Source organism: Enterococcus ureasiticus, assembly GCF_001730285.1.
GTDB lineage: Bacteria > Bacillota > Bacilli > Lactobacillales > Enterococcaceae > Enterococcus_L > Enterococcus_L ureasiticus.
In genome coordinates, this window is sequence record NZ_MIJZ01000001.1 from 108,980 (window position 1) to 125,261 (window position 16,282).

The following is a 16,282-nucleotide window of genomic DNA, read 5'->3' on the forward strand; positions in this document are numbered from 1 at the left end:
ACATGGTAGGGATTAAAGAAATTGCAAAAAAAGCAGGGGTGTCGATTTCAACTGTTTCTTATGCGTTAAATGGCAGTCCAAAAGTCACCGAAGCAACTCGAGCAAGAATCCAAGCAATTGCAGAGGAATTGGACTATGTTCCTAACATGGCTGCTCGTACTCTAAAAAGGCAGCAAACCAATATAATTGGTGTATATCTTGCTGATTATGGTGGAAGTTTTTATGGTGAATTATTGGACGGTATAAAAAAAGGGCTAGAAGCTCAAAACTATGAAATGATTGTTTGCAGCGGGAATAAATCGCATTTGTTTATTCCCGAACGAATGATCGATGGTGCAATTGTATTAGATTGGACGTTCAAGAATAAAGAAATCGAACAATATGCAGATCGAGGGCATTTTTTAGTGATTTTAGACCGTTTGATCACACATGAAAACGTGCGTAAAGTTTTATTAGATAATAAAGGTGGCGCAACGTTAGCAATCGAAAAAGCTGTCGCTAGACAAACGCAAAAAATATTTTTAGTGTCTGGACCTAAAAAAAGCTATGATAGCCAGGAACGATTAAATGCTAGTATCAAAGAATTAGAGCGTTTTGCTATTGACTATGAGATTATTTCAGGAGATTTTACAGAACCTTCAGGATATCGAGCGGCTAAGGAAATCATGGAAAAAGAACCTAAATTTCCTATAGATATTTTTGCATTGAATGATGAAATGGCGATTGGTATTTATAAATATTTTAAAGAAACACCTTATGAAATTGGTAAGGATATTCGTTTGATTGGTTTTGATAATATTGATATCAGTGCGTTTGTTCAGCCAAAATTAGCAACGATTTCATACTCTAAACACCGCTGGGGGATGTTGGCAGCTGAAAAAATCATTCAACTGATTGCTGGAGAAGAAACGGAAGATGACCATATTTACACCAGTTTTATCGATGGCCTGTCATTTCCCGAATGGAAAGATTAAAAGTGAGGATATAAATCAATTTTCCATGTGAATTATATTACTTTATAAAGCGAATAAAGCAATAAAATAGGTAAGATCCTTGATTATATAGACAAATCAAGGATCTTTTTCTGTCAACAGAATCGGACTATTGCTGATGAATCCAATATAGATTTAAATAAAACAGTTGTAAAATAAAGTGTTTTGGATTAAACTATCAAACGAGAGGTGATAAAGATGATTTCAAATCGAGATGGTTTAGCAGAGAAAGTTTATTTACTAAGCAGGTTACAGCAAAATTATGTAGTATCAAGATTAAAAAAACTGCATTTAAATAGTTTACAAGCGCGTAGTCTCAGTTACATTTTTCATCATCCAGGGACAATTCAAAGAGAAGTAGCGGATTATCTTGGAAAAAAACAAGCAACGGTCACGAATATTTTAAAGGGTCTAGAAGAGCGGGATTTTGTTTATCGTGAAATTCCTAAAAATAATGAACGACAGAAAAATATCTTCCTTACAGAGAAAGGGAAGCAATTAGTTGATCAAGTAAACCTCATTTTTGAACAGTTGGATGAGAAAGTTCGTAAAGGTTTGACAAAAGAAGAACAAAAACAACTAATGATGAACCTTACTAAAGCTGAAAAAAATTTAGAAGAGAATTAGTTACACTTTTTCTAGTACAAATAACATTTTCTAGGTACTGGGACTAGTTTTTATTGAGGAGGATTTTTTGTGATAACAGAAAAGAAATTTGGGAATAGCGAGAACATTTGGATCAATATCAACTCCGACCAAGTTGCAACTGATTCAGATTTATATAAAAAATACGATATTGATACTGAGATTATCTCTTATGCATTGGATAAAAATGAACGAGCACGGATTGAGTATGATAATGAATTGGAAACATTCATATTAATTTACAATGTTCCTAGAAAAGGAAAGAGCAATAATCATTATGAAGCGATTCCGATGACATTCTTGATTAAAGATAAACGTCTTTTGACCATAACGAATAGTGAAAACAAGTATATTATTCAGCATATGGAAAATTATTTAGAAAAAAATTCAGAAGTCTCACTTTTTAAATTTCTTTTTTCTAGTTTATTTATCATTACAGATAAATTCTTCCCTGTAATCGAAGAAATGGATCGAGAAAGAAATCATATCAATGCAATGCTGAAGGAGAAAACGACAAAAGCCAATTTATTAGCGCTATCAGATGTAGAAACTGGCGTTGCTTACTTTATATCTGCTACAAAGCAAAATACAGTTTTGTTGGACCAAATAAAAACAAATACGATTTTTCGAACATTAGATGAAATTGAAAAAGAACAATTAGAAGATACTCAGATTGAAGCACGACAACTGGTTGAAATGGCCCAATTGACAGCTCAAGTATTACAACAGTTATCGGGTACATATAATAATATCTTGAATAATAATTTGAATGATACGATGAAAATATTAACGATTCTTTCTATTTTATTAACAATACCAACGATTGTAACTGGATTTTTCGGCATGAATATGCCTTTACCCTTGGAACATAATATTTTAGGTTGGGTGATCGCAATCGGGATTAGTTTGATTGGTTGGTTTGGTTTGTCCTTTATTCTACGTCTTATTTTAAAATAACTATAATTAGACAAAGAAGTTGGGACAGAAGTGTTTAACTCCGAGAAATAAGAAGGAGTTGCTTCTGCTCCCACCGTTTATTTGGATTCCTTGAGGCTGAGGTGTGACTCGTAGAGTTATGTCTCAGACTCGTTTTTTTTTTACGAATATTTTCAAAGTGTATCGCAATAGTGATTTCCACATTAATGTGGAAGCAGAAGATGATTTACTATCCGACTAAATATTCGTATACTTCAATTGTGGAAAGCGCTTTCCGGAGGTGTGTTAAATGATTATATTAACAAAGCGAGAGAACGAGTTGCTTCGCTTGCTCTTGGTTCAAAAAGAGTACCAAGCAACAAATTTTTTCAGTAAACAGCTATCGGTTTCAAACAAAACGATTTATAGCGACTTGCAGAACGTTGAAAAATACCTTAGTATCAACGACTTGACTGTAGATCGTGTACCAAGAAAAGGTTTATTTTTAGTTGGTTCTAAAGAAGCAAAAGAGCGCCTAAAAGGGTTACTCAGCCAAGAAAAAGTGACAGTTTTAGAAAATGAAGTTTTTTCACCAGCTTATAGACAATTGGTCATGATTTCGGCAATTCTCCTGACTGAAGAAAAAATAACATATGACGAATATGCCGAAAGGTTTTTGATCAGTAAGCAGTCAATCAAAAAAGATATGGACGAAGTTTTACGTTATTTAAAGAATAGTGAGCTTCGTGAACTAAAAGAACGTAGATTAAATAGTTTAGAAAGAGAAACATCTATTCAGAAGGTCTATAAAAAGTATTTAGTGAGTTACAGCAAAAAATACCACCCACAAGTTGAAAGGTTACAGAAAGATAACTTGCTATTTTTTTCTGAAATCATTGAACCAATGATTATTCAGCATGTGAATGGGTTTATTGAAAAAATAATGCTTCAAACGGGTAAAACCTTGAACGATTACTTTGTCTATTCTTTAAAGCTTTCACTTATCATTTTTTTAACTAGACTCAAGGCAAATCATCATGTGGAAGAACAAAATGAGTTTGTTTTTAAGGACTTACAGAAGATGCAACTGTATATGGTTGCGTTAAATTTTTCTGAGGAACTGAATCAGGAACTGAATTGTATTTTCTATAAAAATGATATTCAGTATTTATGCTCATTATTGTTAGCACATGGTGTTGTTCCTGGTGTAATCGACCTGCAAATTGATGGGAAAATTCGAAAGATAACCACTGCATTGATCAATGAGATGGCACATTTGTTGAATGTAAAAGTGGACGAAGATGAACAATTATTCCATTCTTTGATTGCTCATATCATGCCAATGATTCATAGGCTTAAAAATGACATTTATGTACGCAATCCATTAAAGGAAAACATAAAAAAGCAATATACAACAATGTTTATGTTAACGCAGTACGCAGCAATTGTTTTTGAAAAGCATTATCATCTGTTTTTAAACGAGGACGAAGTCTCTTTTTTAACGATTCATTTTCAGATTGCTTTTGAAAAAATCCAGTTGACTAAGCATGTATTGATTGTTTGCGGAAATGGTTTGGCAACCTCTGAGCTGATTTTTAATCGGATCAAACAGAATTTACCTGCGAGTGTCATTGTGGAGATTGCCACAGAAAAGCAACTAAAAACAAATCCAGTAGATGATATCGATTTAATCATTGCCGCAATCCCACTGGAATTAGAGGGAATTCCTGTTTTACATGTTTCAGCGTTGCCGATAGCAGAGGAAGTTTCAATGATTGCAACCTATCTATCTACCCTTAGTGAGAACGAAAAGACATTTACGTATTCAAAAGAAATCGAGACAGTTTCGTTAGAACCCTTTTTTGAAAAGAAATTAATTTTCTTAAATCTAGATTTTGAGAAAAAGGAAGAGGTGTTGGATTTCTTGATTAGACAATATGATGAGTTGGGTTTAGTGGATGAAGGGTTCAAAGAGTCGATTTTACAAAGAGAAGAACTAGGGAACACGAGTATTGTAAGTGGAGTAGCTATCCCACATGGTGCACCAGATACAGTAAAAGAAACAAGACTATCTTTCATAACAACAAAACAGTCGATTCAATGGGGCATGAACCCAGTACGCTTAATTGTGACGATTGCAATTGCAGAAAAAGATATGGCTATTGCGAAAGATTTAGTTTCAGTTTTATATGACATGATTGATTCACAAGAACGAGTGAAAGAACTTATTCAAAGTGAAAATGTCGCAGAATTAATGCGTTGTTTGAGCAGGAGGGAAGGGTAAAGATGTATTTCGATAGTAAGATTGCTGAATTTCAAGTAGAAGTAAACGATAGAAATGAAGCACTACAGAGGTTGACGAAGAAATTGGGTGCGAAAGATTTTATTACAGAGGATTTTTATGAACATATTATTGAAAGAGAAGAAAAATTTCCTACAGGTCTTCCTGTACATGCAATCGGCGTCGCTATTCCTCATACGGATAGTGAGTATGTTAAAAAATCACAAATAGCTTTCATGTCATTGAAAGAACCAGTCACATTTTTTGAAATGGGTACCAATGATAAACCTGTGAAGGTAAGTATGATTTTCATGTTGGCATTGAAAGAGGCACACGAACAATTAGAGATGTTGCAAAAGTTGATCAGTATGATTCAGGAGCAAGATACCATGGAAAAACTTTATCATTGTCAAACGAAAACAGAATTTATTCAGATTATTCATCATGTTGGTTTAGCTTAAAGAAATGGGGGAAACAAGATGTTAGACGGATTACAGTGGTTTGTTGATTTGGGCGCAATTGTCGTGTTACCGATTTTGATTTTTGTATTCGGAATGATTCTTGGGACAAAACCAAGTAAAGCATTCACTTCTGCTTTGACGGTCGGTGTGGGGTTTGTTGGCTTGAATTTAGTGATCGATTTATTAAGTAGTAGTTTAGGACCAGCAGCACAAGCAATGGTTGAACGATTCGGTTTGAATTTGACGACGATCGATGTTGGCTGGCCAGCTGCGGCAGCTATTTCATATGGAACTGTTTTAGGGAGTTTGGCGATTCCAATCGGGGTATTATTGAATGTTGTACTGATTATTTTGGGGTTAACCAAAACATTGAATGTTGATATTTGGAATTTCTGGCATGGTGCGTTTATTGCATCCTTGGTTTATGCATTAACAGGAAATTTTGCGATAGGAATTGCGGCAACAATTGTTTATATGATGATGATTTTATTATTTGGAGATATTTTAGGACCAATCGTCAAAAAGTTTTATGGGTTTCCTAATATTACCTTTCCTCATGGTACCGCAGCGCCAGGCTTTATTTTTGCGATCCCGATGAACTGGTTATTTGATCGAATTCCAGGGATTAAAAATTGGAAAGCAGATCCTGAGACGATTCAAAATCGCTTTGGTATTTTTGGGGATTCAACTGTAATGGGTTTTCTAATTGGCTTAGTGATTGGACTTTTTGCAGGCTATGATGTTGCTGGAGTCGGTCAATTAGCTGTGAAAACAGGTGCAGTAATGGTTTTGATGCCGAAAATGGTTGCACTTTTGATGGAAGGATTAACACCAATATCAGAAGCTGCAAATGAGTTTGTTAAGAAACGTTTTCCAGGAAGAGAACTCTATATCGGAATGGACGCAGCGCTATCTGTTGGTCATCCAGCGGTCTTATCGTCTTCTTTATTGCTAGTTCCGATCACCATTTTATTAGCTGTTATTTTACCGGGGAATACTACGTTACCTTTCGGTGATCTTGCGACAATTCCATTTTTAGTTTGTTTAATGGCGGCAGTATTTGCGGGGAATATTGTTCGAACTGTTATAGCGGGCTCCATTTACATGGTAAGTATTTTGTATATCACATCATGGGTTGCGCCATTAGTAACAATGTCAGCAAAAGCTGCTAACTTTGATTTACAAGGTAACTCTAGTATTACAGCCCTCGCTGAAGGCGGATTATGGACTACTTGGATGTATGTAGGGCTTACAAAAATATTAAGTTGGGGTGGATTGGCAATTATCGGAATCGTAGTTTTAGTAGGAATGATTTATGTGAATAAGGTATTACCAAAAAAACAAGCAACGCAAAATAAATAAGTTGAAGGGAAGAAGAAAAATGAAAAAAATGTTGATTATGTGTGGTACAGGTGTTGCTACATCAACGATTGTAACGAATAAAGTCAAGGAATGGTTGAAGAACAAAGGCTATGAAAATGACGTCCGATTATACCAGTCAAAAGTTGCCGATGAAATGAATAGAATTGATGATTACGATATTATTGTTAGTACAACGGTGGTTCCAGATAAAATAAAAGACAAAATCATCATGGGCTTACCCTTGCTTACAGGAATCGGCATGGAAGAAATGTATCAAGAAATTGAAGCTAAAATCAATGAATAGGGGGAATCAAGTTGTTAGTTACATCAAAAGAATTATTTAAACAGACTCAAGCAGGGAAATTTGCGATTCCAGCTGCTAATTTCTTTGACTTAGATTCTGCAAGAGCCTATGTATCGGTTGCTGAACGGATGAACAAACCGTTGATTCTTGCTTTTGCTCAAGCGCATATGGACATGATGTCGTTAGAAGAAGCAGCTTTGATCGGAAACTTTCTAGCAAAGAAAGCAACAGTACCAGTGGTCTTACATTTAGATCACGGTCAAGATGAAAAGATTATAAAACAAGCGATAGATTTAGGATTTACCTCAGTTATGATCGATGCGTCACTTGATTCATTTAAAGAAAATGTACGTCGATCTAAAGCAATTGCTGATTATGCGCATGAACGAGGCGTAGTAGTTGAAGCAGAAATTGGTTTTGTAGGTTCAGGTGTTAATTATGAAAATCATGATCACAGTGATTCTATTTATACAGAAGTTGTGGATGCAGTGAATTTTGTTGAGCAGACAAATGTAGACTCTTTAGCCGTGTCGATTGGAACAGCACATGGTTTTTATAAAGGTGTACCTAAAATTAGTTTTGAACAGTTGTCAGAACTTCGAAAAACGTTGAAAACACCACTCGTATTGCATGGTGGGTCTTCTTCAGGTGATGATAACTTGCATCGATGTGCGACTGAAGGTATTAGTAAAATCAACATTTTTACTGATTTTATTACTGCAGCAATGAAAAGGATAGAGCAAAAAAATCCTACTGATTATTTTCAATTAAAGAAATATGCTAATCAGGCAATAGAAGAAACACTCGAACATTACTACAAAGTATTTTCTACTAAATAAAAGAGGTGACTAAATTGAAAAAAAGAGTGATTCGATCCCCATTTTTCTGTGTGAATCCAAAAGCATATTTATATGGAGAAAAAGCGCTGAAAATGGCAAAAAAGGCGGATGAACTTGCTGAAAAATACGATATCGATATTTTTTTCACGGTTCAGTATGTAGACGTTTATCGGATAGCCAAAGAAACAAGTCGTTTGATCATTACGGTTCAACATATGGACAGTTTAACAGTGGGACCAGGAATGGGTTACATTTTACCAGAAGGACTTGTTGAAGCTGGTGTTCAAGCAACATTTTTAAATCATGCTGAACATCCAGTTAGTATCAATCAACTTGTAACTATCATGAAACGAGCAGAAGAATTAGGGATTTCGGTGATCGCTTGCGCTGATTCAATAGCCGAAGCCCAAGCGATTGCCACACTGAAACCAGATGTAATGGTTTGTGAACCAACTGAATTGATCGGTACTGGAAAAGTCAGTGATCTTACCTATATGGAGGAAACGAATCAGGCGGTAAAATCTGTTTCACCAAATACATTCGTTTTACAAGCGGCAGGTATTAGCACTGTCAAAGATGTCCGCAAAGCAATTAAGTCTGGAGCTGATGGCACAGGGGGGACAAGCGGCATTGTGTGTGCAGCAGACCCGATACAAACCTTAGAAGAAATGGTGGAAGAAGTTGTCAAAGTCAGAGCAGAGCTAAAGGAGTAAAATTCTATGAAGACCTATACGATGGATTTAGCGTTACTATCTAATGGACAGCGCGTAAGCTATCACAATATTACAGAAGAAGTGAAGCAAGCTGTTAAAGAAAGTAAAATAACAAACGGGATATGCGTGGTTCAGTCGCCTCATACGACTTGTTCAGTGATATTTGAAGAATTTGTCCACGATTTGGATTTCAACGGAGATGAGTTTTTACAAGTAGATCTAAATCGAATACTAGATAAAATTATACCAAGAGAACTATCTGAAGAAACGAATTATCGTTATCCTGGTCCCAAACATCTTGAATTTTTAATGGGACTAAAAGATCCTAATTACCCAAGCGATCCCGGTACGATTTTAAATGGAGATGCTCATATTCGTGCTTCTTTATTTGGATCAAGTGAAACCTTTATCGTTAAAGATACAGCACTTCAAATCGGATCTGTTGGGTATGTTTATTTTATTGACTTCGATCAAAATCGTAAGCGAAATAGAAAATGTCAGTTGATAGTAATGGGTGACTAAATGTTTGTAGATAAATTAGTTCGATTAAGAGGCCAATAGAACATGTTGCCTAGTTTTTTCTCTGTATCATTTTTTAGAAAAGATAATACTTGACTTATAGTGGACTCTAATAAGTAAAATCAATCATATAGAATAAGAGTTTCTTTAATAATGAATGATTTGAAAGGATGGGACACAAGATGGAACAAAGAAAACTTGGTAAAAATGGTTTAGAAACGTCAGCTATTGGTTTTGGATGTATGGGATTAAATTATCACCGAGGGCCAGCACAAGATAAAAATAAAATGATTGAAGTTGTTCACGCAGCAGTAGATGCAGGAATCAAAATGTTTGATACGGCAGAGGTATATGGTCCATATACTAATGAAGAATTGGTTGGAGAAGCTTTAACTGGAAGAAGAAACCAGGTACAGATCGCTACAAAAGGTGGATTCAAAATAGATGGGTTAAACAATCGAGCAGATAGCAGTCCACAATCAATTATCTCCTCTGTAGAGGGCTCCTTAAAACGTTTAAAAACAGATTATATCGATTTTTATTATATTCATCGAATCGATCCAAACACGCCAATCGAAGAAGTGGCGTTAACGATCCAAACACTCAAACAGGAAGGGAAAATTCTACATTGGGGATTATCTGAAGCAGGAGCACAAACGATTCGTAAAGCGCATGCGGTAGAACCAATAGCAGCAGTTGAAAGTGAATATTCTATTTGGTGGCGAGAAGTTGAAGAAGAGATTTTTCCTATTTTGACAGAACTGGAAATCGGTTTTGTTTCATATAGCCCTCTGGGAAGAGGGTATCTCACTGGAAAGTTAGATAAAAATACCAATTTCAGTGAAAATGACAATCGAGGAGAATTACCGAGATTCACCCAAGCAGCGATGAAAGCCAATCAAGTATTGCTTGATTTTATGAAGGAAATCGCAGATGCAAAAAGTGTCACGACAGCACAACTTGCGATTGCCTGGATACTTGATCAAAAACCGCGGATCGTTCCAATTCCAGGAACAACAAAAAAAGAACGGATTTTGGAAAATATTGCAGCATCCGATATAGTATTTAGTCCGGATGAAAGAGCAATGATTACCCAAGCATTAGAGCAAATTCGAATTGTTGGTGATCGCTACCCAGAGTCTGAGAAAAAACGTACAGGGCGTTAAAAATCAAATATACTTGAATAAAAACTTTAAAAATAAGAAGATAAAAAATAACTTTGTAAAAGTTTTTTAAACAGATTTTATTGAATGCGGCGAAACAAGAAAAGTCTTTTCAGGCGAACCTTCTGATTCCATCGTTTATCTGGATTCCAAGTGACCGGGTTGTGACTCATAGAGTTATGTCCCGGTTCCTTTTTTGATTTCACAACAAATAAAAAAATTTATCAGTTTTTATTAGTCATACACCATACATAGTTCTATAATAAGTTATAAAAGCTACAATCAATATTCGAATAGTTGTATTCTATACATCACTCTAATAGGAGGAACGATATGGAAAAAGAATGGATCAACATAAAAAACGCTACACAAAATAACTTGAAAAACGTAACAACTCAAATACCTAAACATAAATTAACCGTGGTTACAGGAGTCTCTGGTTCTGGAAAGTCTTCTTTGATTTTTGATACATTGGCTGCAGAGTCTCGTAGAGAATTGAATGATACATTTCCAAGCTTTTTGCAAAAATATCTACCAAAATATGGCAGGCCAGTTGTTGAAAACATTGAAAATTTACCTGTTGCGATTGTGATCGAACAAAAGAAATTGTCTTCAAATTCTCGATCAACAGTAGGGACATACACCGATATATATACCTTTTTACGTCTGCTTTTTTCAAGAGTAGGGAAACCATTTGTTGGCTATTCAGATACTTTTTCCTTCAATCATCCTGACGGCAAATGTCCTGAGTGCGATGGTATTGGAACCGTGACAACTATTGATGTTCATAAATTAGTTGATTTCAATAAATCTTTAAACGAAGGTCCGATAGACTTCCCGACTTTTCATGCGGGATTTTGGCGTTGGAAGCGTTACGCAGATAGCGGCCTATTTGATTTGAATAAGAAAATAAAAGACTATTCGAAAGAGGAGTTAGAATTATTTTTATATGCACCACAACAAAAATTAAAAAGTCCACCAGAAAAATGGCCTCATACTGCACTATTTGAAGGAGTGATCCCTCGGATGAGAAGGAGTATCCTACAATCAGATGAAGGAAAAAGACATCAAAAGCAATTAGATCGATTTGTAACCGTTGAAACTTGTCCTGCATGTTTGGGAGCTCGGGTAAATGAGCGAGTACGAAGCTGTAAAATTTCAGGTAAAAGTATCGCGGATGTAGTGATGTTTTCACTGGATGAATTAACTTCTTTTATTGAAAAAATCAATGAGCCATTAGCTGTAGATGTCAAACCTGAAATTCAAAAACGTCTAAAGGCTTTAATTGATATTGGCTTAAGTTATTTGACTTTAGCTCGATCTACTGGCAGTCTCTCTGGTGGTGAAGCACAACGCATCAGAATCTCTAAGTATATCAATAGCGCACTCAATGACATGATGTATATTTTGGATGAGCCAAGCGCAGGCCTACATCCTAAAGATATCGATCGAATCAATAACGCTTTGCTTTCTTTGAAAAATAAAGGAAATACAGTGGTTTTGGTGGAACATAACCCTCAATTGATCCGATCAGCAGAATATATACTTGATATGGGGCCTGGGGCAGGTGAAGGCGGTGGTGAGCTTCAGTTTGCTGGAGATTATTCTGAATTTCTTCAAACCAAAACAATTACAAGTGAGGCTCTTCAGACTACTATTCAAATTAAAACGAAAACACGTAAACCAAAAAACTTTTTGGATATAAAAAATGCCAATCGCCATAATCTAAAAGATTTTTCCGCGAAGATACCATTGGATGTCATGACGGTTATTTGCGGTGTTGCAGGTTCAGGAAAATCTTCATTGGGTGAGGTCATCCGTCAAACAGCTATTGAAGACAATCAAGAGATCGTAGCCATTTCGCAAAAAAGTATTGGAATCAATTTACGTTCTACTCCTTTAACTTATTTAGATATTTTTGGGAAAATCCGTGAACTGTTTGCTAAAGAAAATAGCGTGAGTGCTGCTTTATTTAGTTATAATTCAAAAGGAGCTTGTCCAAGATGTCGCGGCAAAGGTGTAATTATTTCGGATATGGCTTTTATGGAAGACATCGTGACAACTTGTGAAGTTTGTCATGGTACACGTTATAATCCAGAGGTACTGAAGTACACATACAATGGCAAAACCATTGTCGATGTTTTAGAAATGACAGTTAACGAGAGTGGCCACTTCTTTTCTAAACTGCCTTTCAAAAATGAATTATTAACGTTAATGGAAGTTGGCTTAGGTTATTTAAGATTGAACCAGTCTTTGACCACACTTTCTGGTGGTGAATTGCAGCGTTTGAAATTAGCGAATCAGCTTCATAAGAAGGGAACGATTTATTTGTTAGATGAACCAACAGATGGGTTACATTTAGCGGATATCGATCAATTGTTGAGGCTGTTTAATCAAATGGTCGATGAAGGAAGTAGCTTGATTCTTTTAGAACATCATTTGAGTATCATCAAGCAAGCAGACTGGATCATCGAAATGGGACCAGAAGGCGGTGCAAAAGGTGGTCAATTAATGTTTAGCGGAACACCTAAAAAATTATCAGTTTCAGATGATTTGATTACTAAACCTTATTTGTAGATACTTTTTAAACTAAGAGTCAAGTAGAGAGTTACAGAGGAGTTAAAATAAAAATGAGGTTGGGACAGAAGGGTTTAACTCCGAGAAATAAGCTGCTTTTGCTCCCACCGTTTATCCGGATTCCTTGAGACTGAGAGGTGACTCGTAGAGTTATGTCTCAGCCTCATTTTTTCATTTTCTCCAATGCAGATTTTTTAAAGCTACAAGAAAGAAAGGTAAATAGAGAAACAATAGACTTAGTCGTTGCCAAAGCCCACGATATGGGATATTTACTTGATTGACTATAGGAATTTTAGGCGCAGCAAATAAAAATATAAAGCAAACGGACAGGATAAAAATAATGATAAGTGTTTGAACAAATAAAGGCTTTTTTTCTATTCTGTAGAGCTTGATCAAAAGATATATAGCAATAAGAAGCGATACAAACCCTGCTCCTGATAAATAGTCATGAATGATTGATTCAACATTTATTTTGCTTGCATTGGTTGAGCGATCAAAAATTCCAGTAATAAGACAATCACCAATAGCAAAACCAGCCATCACAATACTAAGCCATTTAGCAAGTGGTTTGGATGTATGCTTGAATCGTTCATAAAAACTAGGGATAGCCAAAAGAAATAAGCCTCCATCAATGATCTGCCAAATTTTAAAGGCGGATTTGACAGGGCTACCATCTTCGCCAAAATCACTGATTAACATCGTGATGTGATTATAATCAGGATAAAAATTTGCGAAAATCCAAGGTAAAGTCAATTCGCTGATAATAACCAAAATCATAATAAGAAATCCATAATTTTTTATAACTTTCATGAAAAAACCTTCTTTGCTCTCAATCGTTTGTGTTCACTATAGTAGTATACTATACAACTTGTTTTTTTTAGAAAAATAATGATTCACTAAATAAAGCCTGATTTATGAGAATGAACTAGCCTCTTGCAGTTCAATGAGTTTTCATGGATAATAAGGAATTGAGTCTAAAAAAGTTTTGATAACTAAGACTACAAATCAATTCACACAAAAAGATATCTTAACCGTGTGTAAAATGTTTTGATCGATAAAATAGAAGAATGGGGAAACAATGAATAAAACAAACTTCAATACCTATCCAATAAGTGATGTTATCCTAGATGCCATTTCAGATTTAGGCTATGAAACACCAACACCAGTCCAACAAGCTGTGATTCCAGCTGTTTTGGATGGAAAAGATGTCTTAGTTCAGTCACAGACGGGTAGTGGGAAAACAGCTAGTTTTGGTATCCCGCTTTGCGAAAAAGTTGACTGGGCAGAAAATAAACCACAAGTCCTTGTTTTAGAACCAACAAGAGAGTTAGCACAACAAGTGCAAGAAGATCTAATCAATATCGGCCGGTATAAACGGATAAAAGCAACGGCAGTTTATGGAAAAGCTTCGTACGTTAAACAAAAATCGGAATTAAAGCAAAAAAGTCATATCGTTGTGGGAACGCCTGGTCGAGTACTAGATCATATAATAAAAGGAACGCTCCCGCTTGAAAAAATCAACTGTTTAGTGATTGATGAAGCTGATGAAATGCTGAATATGGGGTTTATTGAGCAAGTAAAAGAGATTATCGCAGCATTGCCTGAAGCTAAAAACACAATGCTGTTTTCTGCGACGATGCCAAAAACAATTGAAAAAATGAGCAGCTCATATCTGCGTGAACCTGTTGTTGTAAAAATCGAAGCGACAGAAAAAACAACACCTAAAATCCAGCATGCTTTTTTAGATGTAACAGAAGAAAATAAATTTGCTGCGTTAGAGGCAGTAACGATCGTTGAAAACCCCGATACATGTATTATCTTCGGGAACACACAAGAAAAAGTCAATGACACATATGATTTCTTGGTAAAAGCTGGATATCCAGTTGGTAAATTACATGGTGGTATGATGCAAGAAGACCGTTTTGAAGTAATGGATGCTTTTAGAAAAGGTAAGTTTCGTTATCTCGTGGCAACAGATGTTGCAGCCCGTGGTATTGATATCGAAAATATCACGCATGTCATTAATTTAGATGTACCTTTTGAAAAAGAAAGCTATATTCACCGTGTAGGAAGAACAGGACGTGCTGGCAAAGAAGGGTTTGCGCTAACATTTGTAACGTCAAAAGAAGAGTCATTAAAAAAAGAAATCGAATCATTTGGTGAGTTGACAATGACACGGATCACTTTACCAAATGCTAAGCAAGTAGCAAGAAATAAATCTGAGTTTGAAAAGAAAATAACAACAAAGCAAAAACCAAAGCAGCAAAAGGCTAAGCGTGTAAATGAAGAAATCACAAAAGTTTATTTCAATGGCGGTAAGAAAAAGAAATTAAGAGCACTTGATTTTGTAGGAACTATTTCAAAAATTGAAGGCATCACATCAGAAGATATAGGGATTATTACCATTCAAGAAAATGTGACATACGTTGATATTTTAAATGGAAAAGGCCAACTGGTTATTCAAGCAATGAAAGAACGAACGATCAAAGGCAAGCAATTGAAAGTCCACGTGGCAAGAAAAAAATAAAATAATAAAGAACATAACTCAGGGGAAGGTTGAGTTATGTTCTTATTTTTTAGTTTAATAGTTAAATCATCAGTGATCCGTCGTCAGAGTCAATTGTTTCCAAGTTTCAATACTTGTTTTAGAGGCATCAATCTTTTGGGTTGCATGTTTATACGCATCACTTCCTAATAGTAATCTAAGAGGTGGCTCCATTGAACTTTCAGTCATTTTAATCATTGCTTCAGCAGCTAATTCTGGATTACCTGGCTGGTGTCCACTCAATTGCCTAAGCCCACGGATACTTTTTCCCGCAGATTGATTATAATCTGAAATCGTTGTTGTATTTTCTTTGGCAGAACGTCCAGCAAAATCAGTTGTAAAATCGCCAGGTTCAATTAACGTTACATGGACTCCAAGAGGCATTACTTCTTGATAAAGTGATTCTGAGTAGCCTTCAACAGCAAACTTACTGGCATGATAATAACCGAAACCAGGGAACGCAACAAGACCGCCAACCGAAGAGATATTTAAAATATGTCCAGTATTCGCTTTTCTCATTAAAGGTAAAACTTCACTTGTAACGCTAGCTAACCCAAAGAAATTAATATCAAAAAGATTCCTCGTTTCTTGTTCATCCGCTTCTTCAATTGAAGAAAAATAACCTATTCCAGCATTGTTTACTAGAACATCGATTTGACCGAAATATTCAATTGCGCGACTTACTGCTTGTTTGACTTGTTCTTTTTTCGTTACGTCCAAAGGGATTATCAACACATCCGTTTCATTTGTCAAATAACTTTCAACATCTTGAGGATTGCGTGCAGTAGCGACCACGCGATAATGGTGTTCTAGTAATTTTAACGTGAGTGCTTTTCCAAATCCTGTCGAGGCTCCAGTTACGAACCAGACTTTTTCATTGTTTGTCATATTTTTTCCTCCTAAAAATTTTGTTAAAGACACCTAATTTATAAGTGCCTTCTCATGGTACAATGAAACTATAAACCT

The 16,282-nt window shown here is 35.6% G+C and carries 15 protein-coding genes; 13 read left to right on the top strand and 2 right to left on the bottom strand.

Annotation, left to right across the window (positions count from 1 at the left end; genetic code table 11):
• Window positions 1-2 precede the first annotated feature (2 nt).
• The 12 genes from BCR21_RS00535 (at window position 3) to BCR21_RS00590 (ending at window position 12,771) form a co-directional block, all read left to right on the top strand.
• Window positions 3-974: a LacI family DNA-binding transcriptional regulator gene (locus BCR21_RS00535; RefSeq protein ID WP_069644579.1), complete on the top strand. Its 972-nt coding sequence runs from the start codon at window positions 3-5 to the stop codon at window positions 972-974.
• A gap of 216 nt (window positions 975-1,190) precedes the next feature.
• Window positions 1,191-1,619: a MarR family winged helix-turn-helix transcriptional regulator gene (locus BCR21_RS00540; protein ID WP_069644580.1), complete on the top strand. Its 429-nt coding sequence runs from the start codon at window positions 1,191-1,193 to the stop codon at window positions 1,617-1,619.
• Window positions 1,620-1,688: 69 nt separating this feature from the next.
• Entirely contained in the window at window positions 1,689-2,594 is a 906-nt protein-coding gene (locus tag BCR21_RS00545) for a magnesium transporter CorA family protein (protein WP_069644581.1), read from the top strand.
• 268 nt (window positions 2,595-2,862) lie between these two features.
• On the top strand, window positions 2,863-4,836 hold the full coding sequence (locus tag BCR21_RS00550; RefSeq protein ID WP_084013181.1) for a BglG family transcription antiterminator: 1,974 nt from the start codon (window positions 2,863-2,865) through the stop codon (window positions 4,834-4,836).
• Window positions 4,837-4,838: 2 nt separating this feature from the next.
• A complete protein-coding gene (locus BCR21_RS00555) occupies window positions 4,839-5,294 on the top strand; it encodes a PTS sugar transporter subunit IIA (RefSeq protein WP_069644582.1) in 456 nt (151 codons plus the stop codon).
• A gap of 18 nt (window positions 5,295-5,312) precedes the next feature.
• On the top strand, window positions 5,313-6,656 hold the full coding sequence (locus tag BCR21_RS00560) for a PTS galactitol transporter subunit IIC (protein WP_069644583.1): 1,344 nt from the start codon (window positions 5,313-5,315) through the stop codon (window positions 6,654-6,656).
• Between the two features lie 19 nt (window positions 6,657-6,675).
• On the top strand, window positions 6,676-6,960 hold the full coding sequence (locus tag BCR21_RS00565; protein WP_069644584.1) for a PTS sugar transporter subunit IIB: 285 nt from the start codon (window positions 6,676-6,678) through the stop codon (window positions 6,958-6,960).
• An 11-nt stretch (window positions 6,961-6,971) separates the two neighbouring features.
• The gene (locus BCR21_RS00570) at window positions 6,972-7,799 is read left to right on the top strand and encodes a class II fructose-bisphosphate aldolase (protein ID WP_069644585.1); all 828 of its coding nucleotides are present in this window, start codon (window positions 6,972-6,974) and stop codon (window positions 7,797-7,799) included.
• 14 nt (window positions 7,800-7,813) lie between these two features.
• Window positions 7,814-8,512, top strand: coding sequence for a triose-phosphate isomerase (locus tag BCR21_RS00575; protein ID WP_069644586.1), 699 nt, complete (start codon window positions 7,814-7,816; stop codon window positions 8,510-8,512).
• A 6-nt stretch (window positions 8,513-8,518) separates the two neighbouring features.
• Window positions 8,519-9,034, top strand: a complete 516-nt coding sequence (locus tag BCR21_RS00580) for a YjbQ family protein (protein ID WP_069644587.1) — start codon at window positions 8,519-8,521, stop codon at window positions 9,032-9,034.
• A gap of 179 nt (window positions 9,035-9,213) precedes the next feature.
• The gene (locus tag BCR21_RS00585) at window positions 9,214-10,197 is read left to right on the top strand and encodes an aldo/keto reductase (protein WP_069644588.1); all 984 of its coding nucleotides are present in this window, start codon (window positions 9,214-9,216) and stop codon (window positions 10,195-10,197) included.
• 330 nt (window positions 10,198-10,527) lie between these two features.
• The gene (locus BCR21_RS00590) at window positions 10,528-12,771 is read left to right on the top strand and encodes an ATP-binding cassette domain-containing protein (protein WP_069644589.1); all 2,244 of its coding nucleotides are present in this window, start codon (window positions 10,528-10,530) and stop codon (window positions 12,769-12,771) included.
• Window positions 12,772-12,942: 171 nt separating this feature from the next.
• Here BCR21_RS00590 and BCR21_RS00595 read toward each other — a convergent pair whose 3' ends face one another.
• A complete protein-coding gene (locus BCR21_RS00595) occupies window positions 12,943-13,581 on the bottom strand; it encodes a DUF998 domain-containing protein (RefSeq protein WP_069644590.1) in 639 nt (212 codons plus the stop codon).
• 268 nt (window positions 13,582-13,849) lie between these two features.
• Here BCR21_RS00595 and BCR21_RS00600 point away from each other — a divergent pair, with 268 nt between their 5' ends.
• Window positions 13,850-15,298, top strand: a complete 1,449-nt coding sequence (locus BCR21_RS00600) for a DEAD/DEAH box helicase (RefSeq protein WP_069644591.1) — start codon at window positions 13,850-13,852, stop codon at window positions 15,296-15,298.
• A gap of 69 nt (window positions 15,299-15,367) precedes the next feature.
• Here BCR21_RS00600 and BCR21_RS00605 read toward each other — a convergent pair whose 3' ends face one another.
• On the bottom strand, window positions 15,368-16,204 hold the full coding sequence (locus BCR21_RS00605; protein ID WP_069644592.1) for an oxidoreductase: 837 nt from the start codon (window positions 16,202-16,204) through the stop codon (window positions 15,368-15,370).
• Between the last annotated feature and the right edge of the window lie 78 nt (window positions 16,205-16,282).

Excerpts from the sequence above, each read along its gene's own strand:
- BCR21_RS00535 (WP_069644579.1), top strand. The coding sequence starts at position 3 with ATGGTAGGGATTAAAGAAATTGCAAAAAAAGCAGGGGTGTCGATTTCA.
- BCR21_RS00540 (WP_069644580.1), top strand. The coding sequence starts at position 1,191 with ATGATTTCAAATCGAGATGGTTTAGCAGAGAAAGTTTATTTACTAAGC.
- BCR21_RS00550 (WP_084013181.1), top strand. The coding sequence starts at position 2,863 with ATGATTATATTAACAAAGCGAGAGAACGAGTTGCTTCGCTTGCTCTTG.
- BCR21_RS00555 (WP_069644582.1), top strand. The coding sequence starts at position 4,839 with ATGTATTTCGATAGTAAGATTGCTGAATTTCAAGTAGAAGTAAACGAT.
- BCR21_RS00560 (WP_069644583.1), top strand. The coding sequence starts at position 5,313 with ATGTTAGACGGATTACAGTGGTTTGTTGATTTGGGCGCAATTGTCGTG.
- BCR21_RS00565 (WP_069644584.1), top strand. The coding sequence starts at position 6,676 with ATGAAAAAAATGTTGATTATGTGTGGTACAGGTGTTGCTACATCAACG.
- BCR21_RS00580 (WP_069644587.1), top strand. The coding sequence starts at position 8,519 with ATGAAGACCTATACGATGGATTTAGCGTTACTATCTAATGGACAGCGC.
- BCR21_RS00585 (WP_069644588.1), top strand. The coding sequence starts at position 9,214 with ATGGAACAAAGAAAACTTGGTAAAAATGGTTTAGAAACGTCAGCTATT.
- BCR21_RS00590 (WP_069644589.1), top strand. The coding sequence starts at position 10,528 with ATGGAAAAAGAATGGATCAACATAAAAAACGCTACACAAAATAACTTG.
- BCR21_RS00595 (WP_069644590.1), bottom strand. The coding sequence starts at position 13,581 with ATGAAAGTTATAAAAAATTATGGATTTCTTATTATGATTTTGGTTATT.
- BCR21_RS00600 (WP_069644591.1), top strand. The coding sequence starts at position 13,850 with ATGAATAAAACAAACTTCAATACCTATCCAATAAGTGATGTTATCCTA.
- BCR21_RS00605 (WP_069644592.1), bottom strand. The coding sequence starts at position 16,204 with ATGACAAACAATGAAAAAGTCTGGTTCGTAACTGGAGCCTCGACAGGA.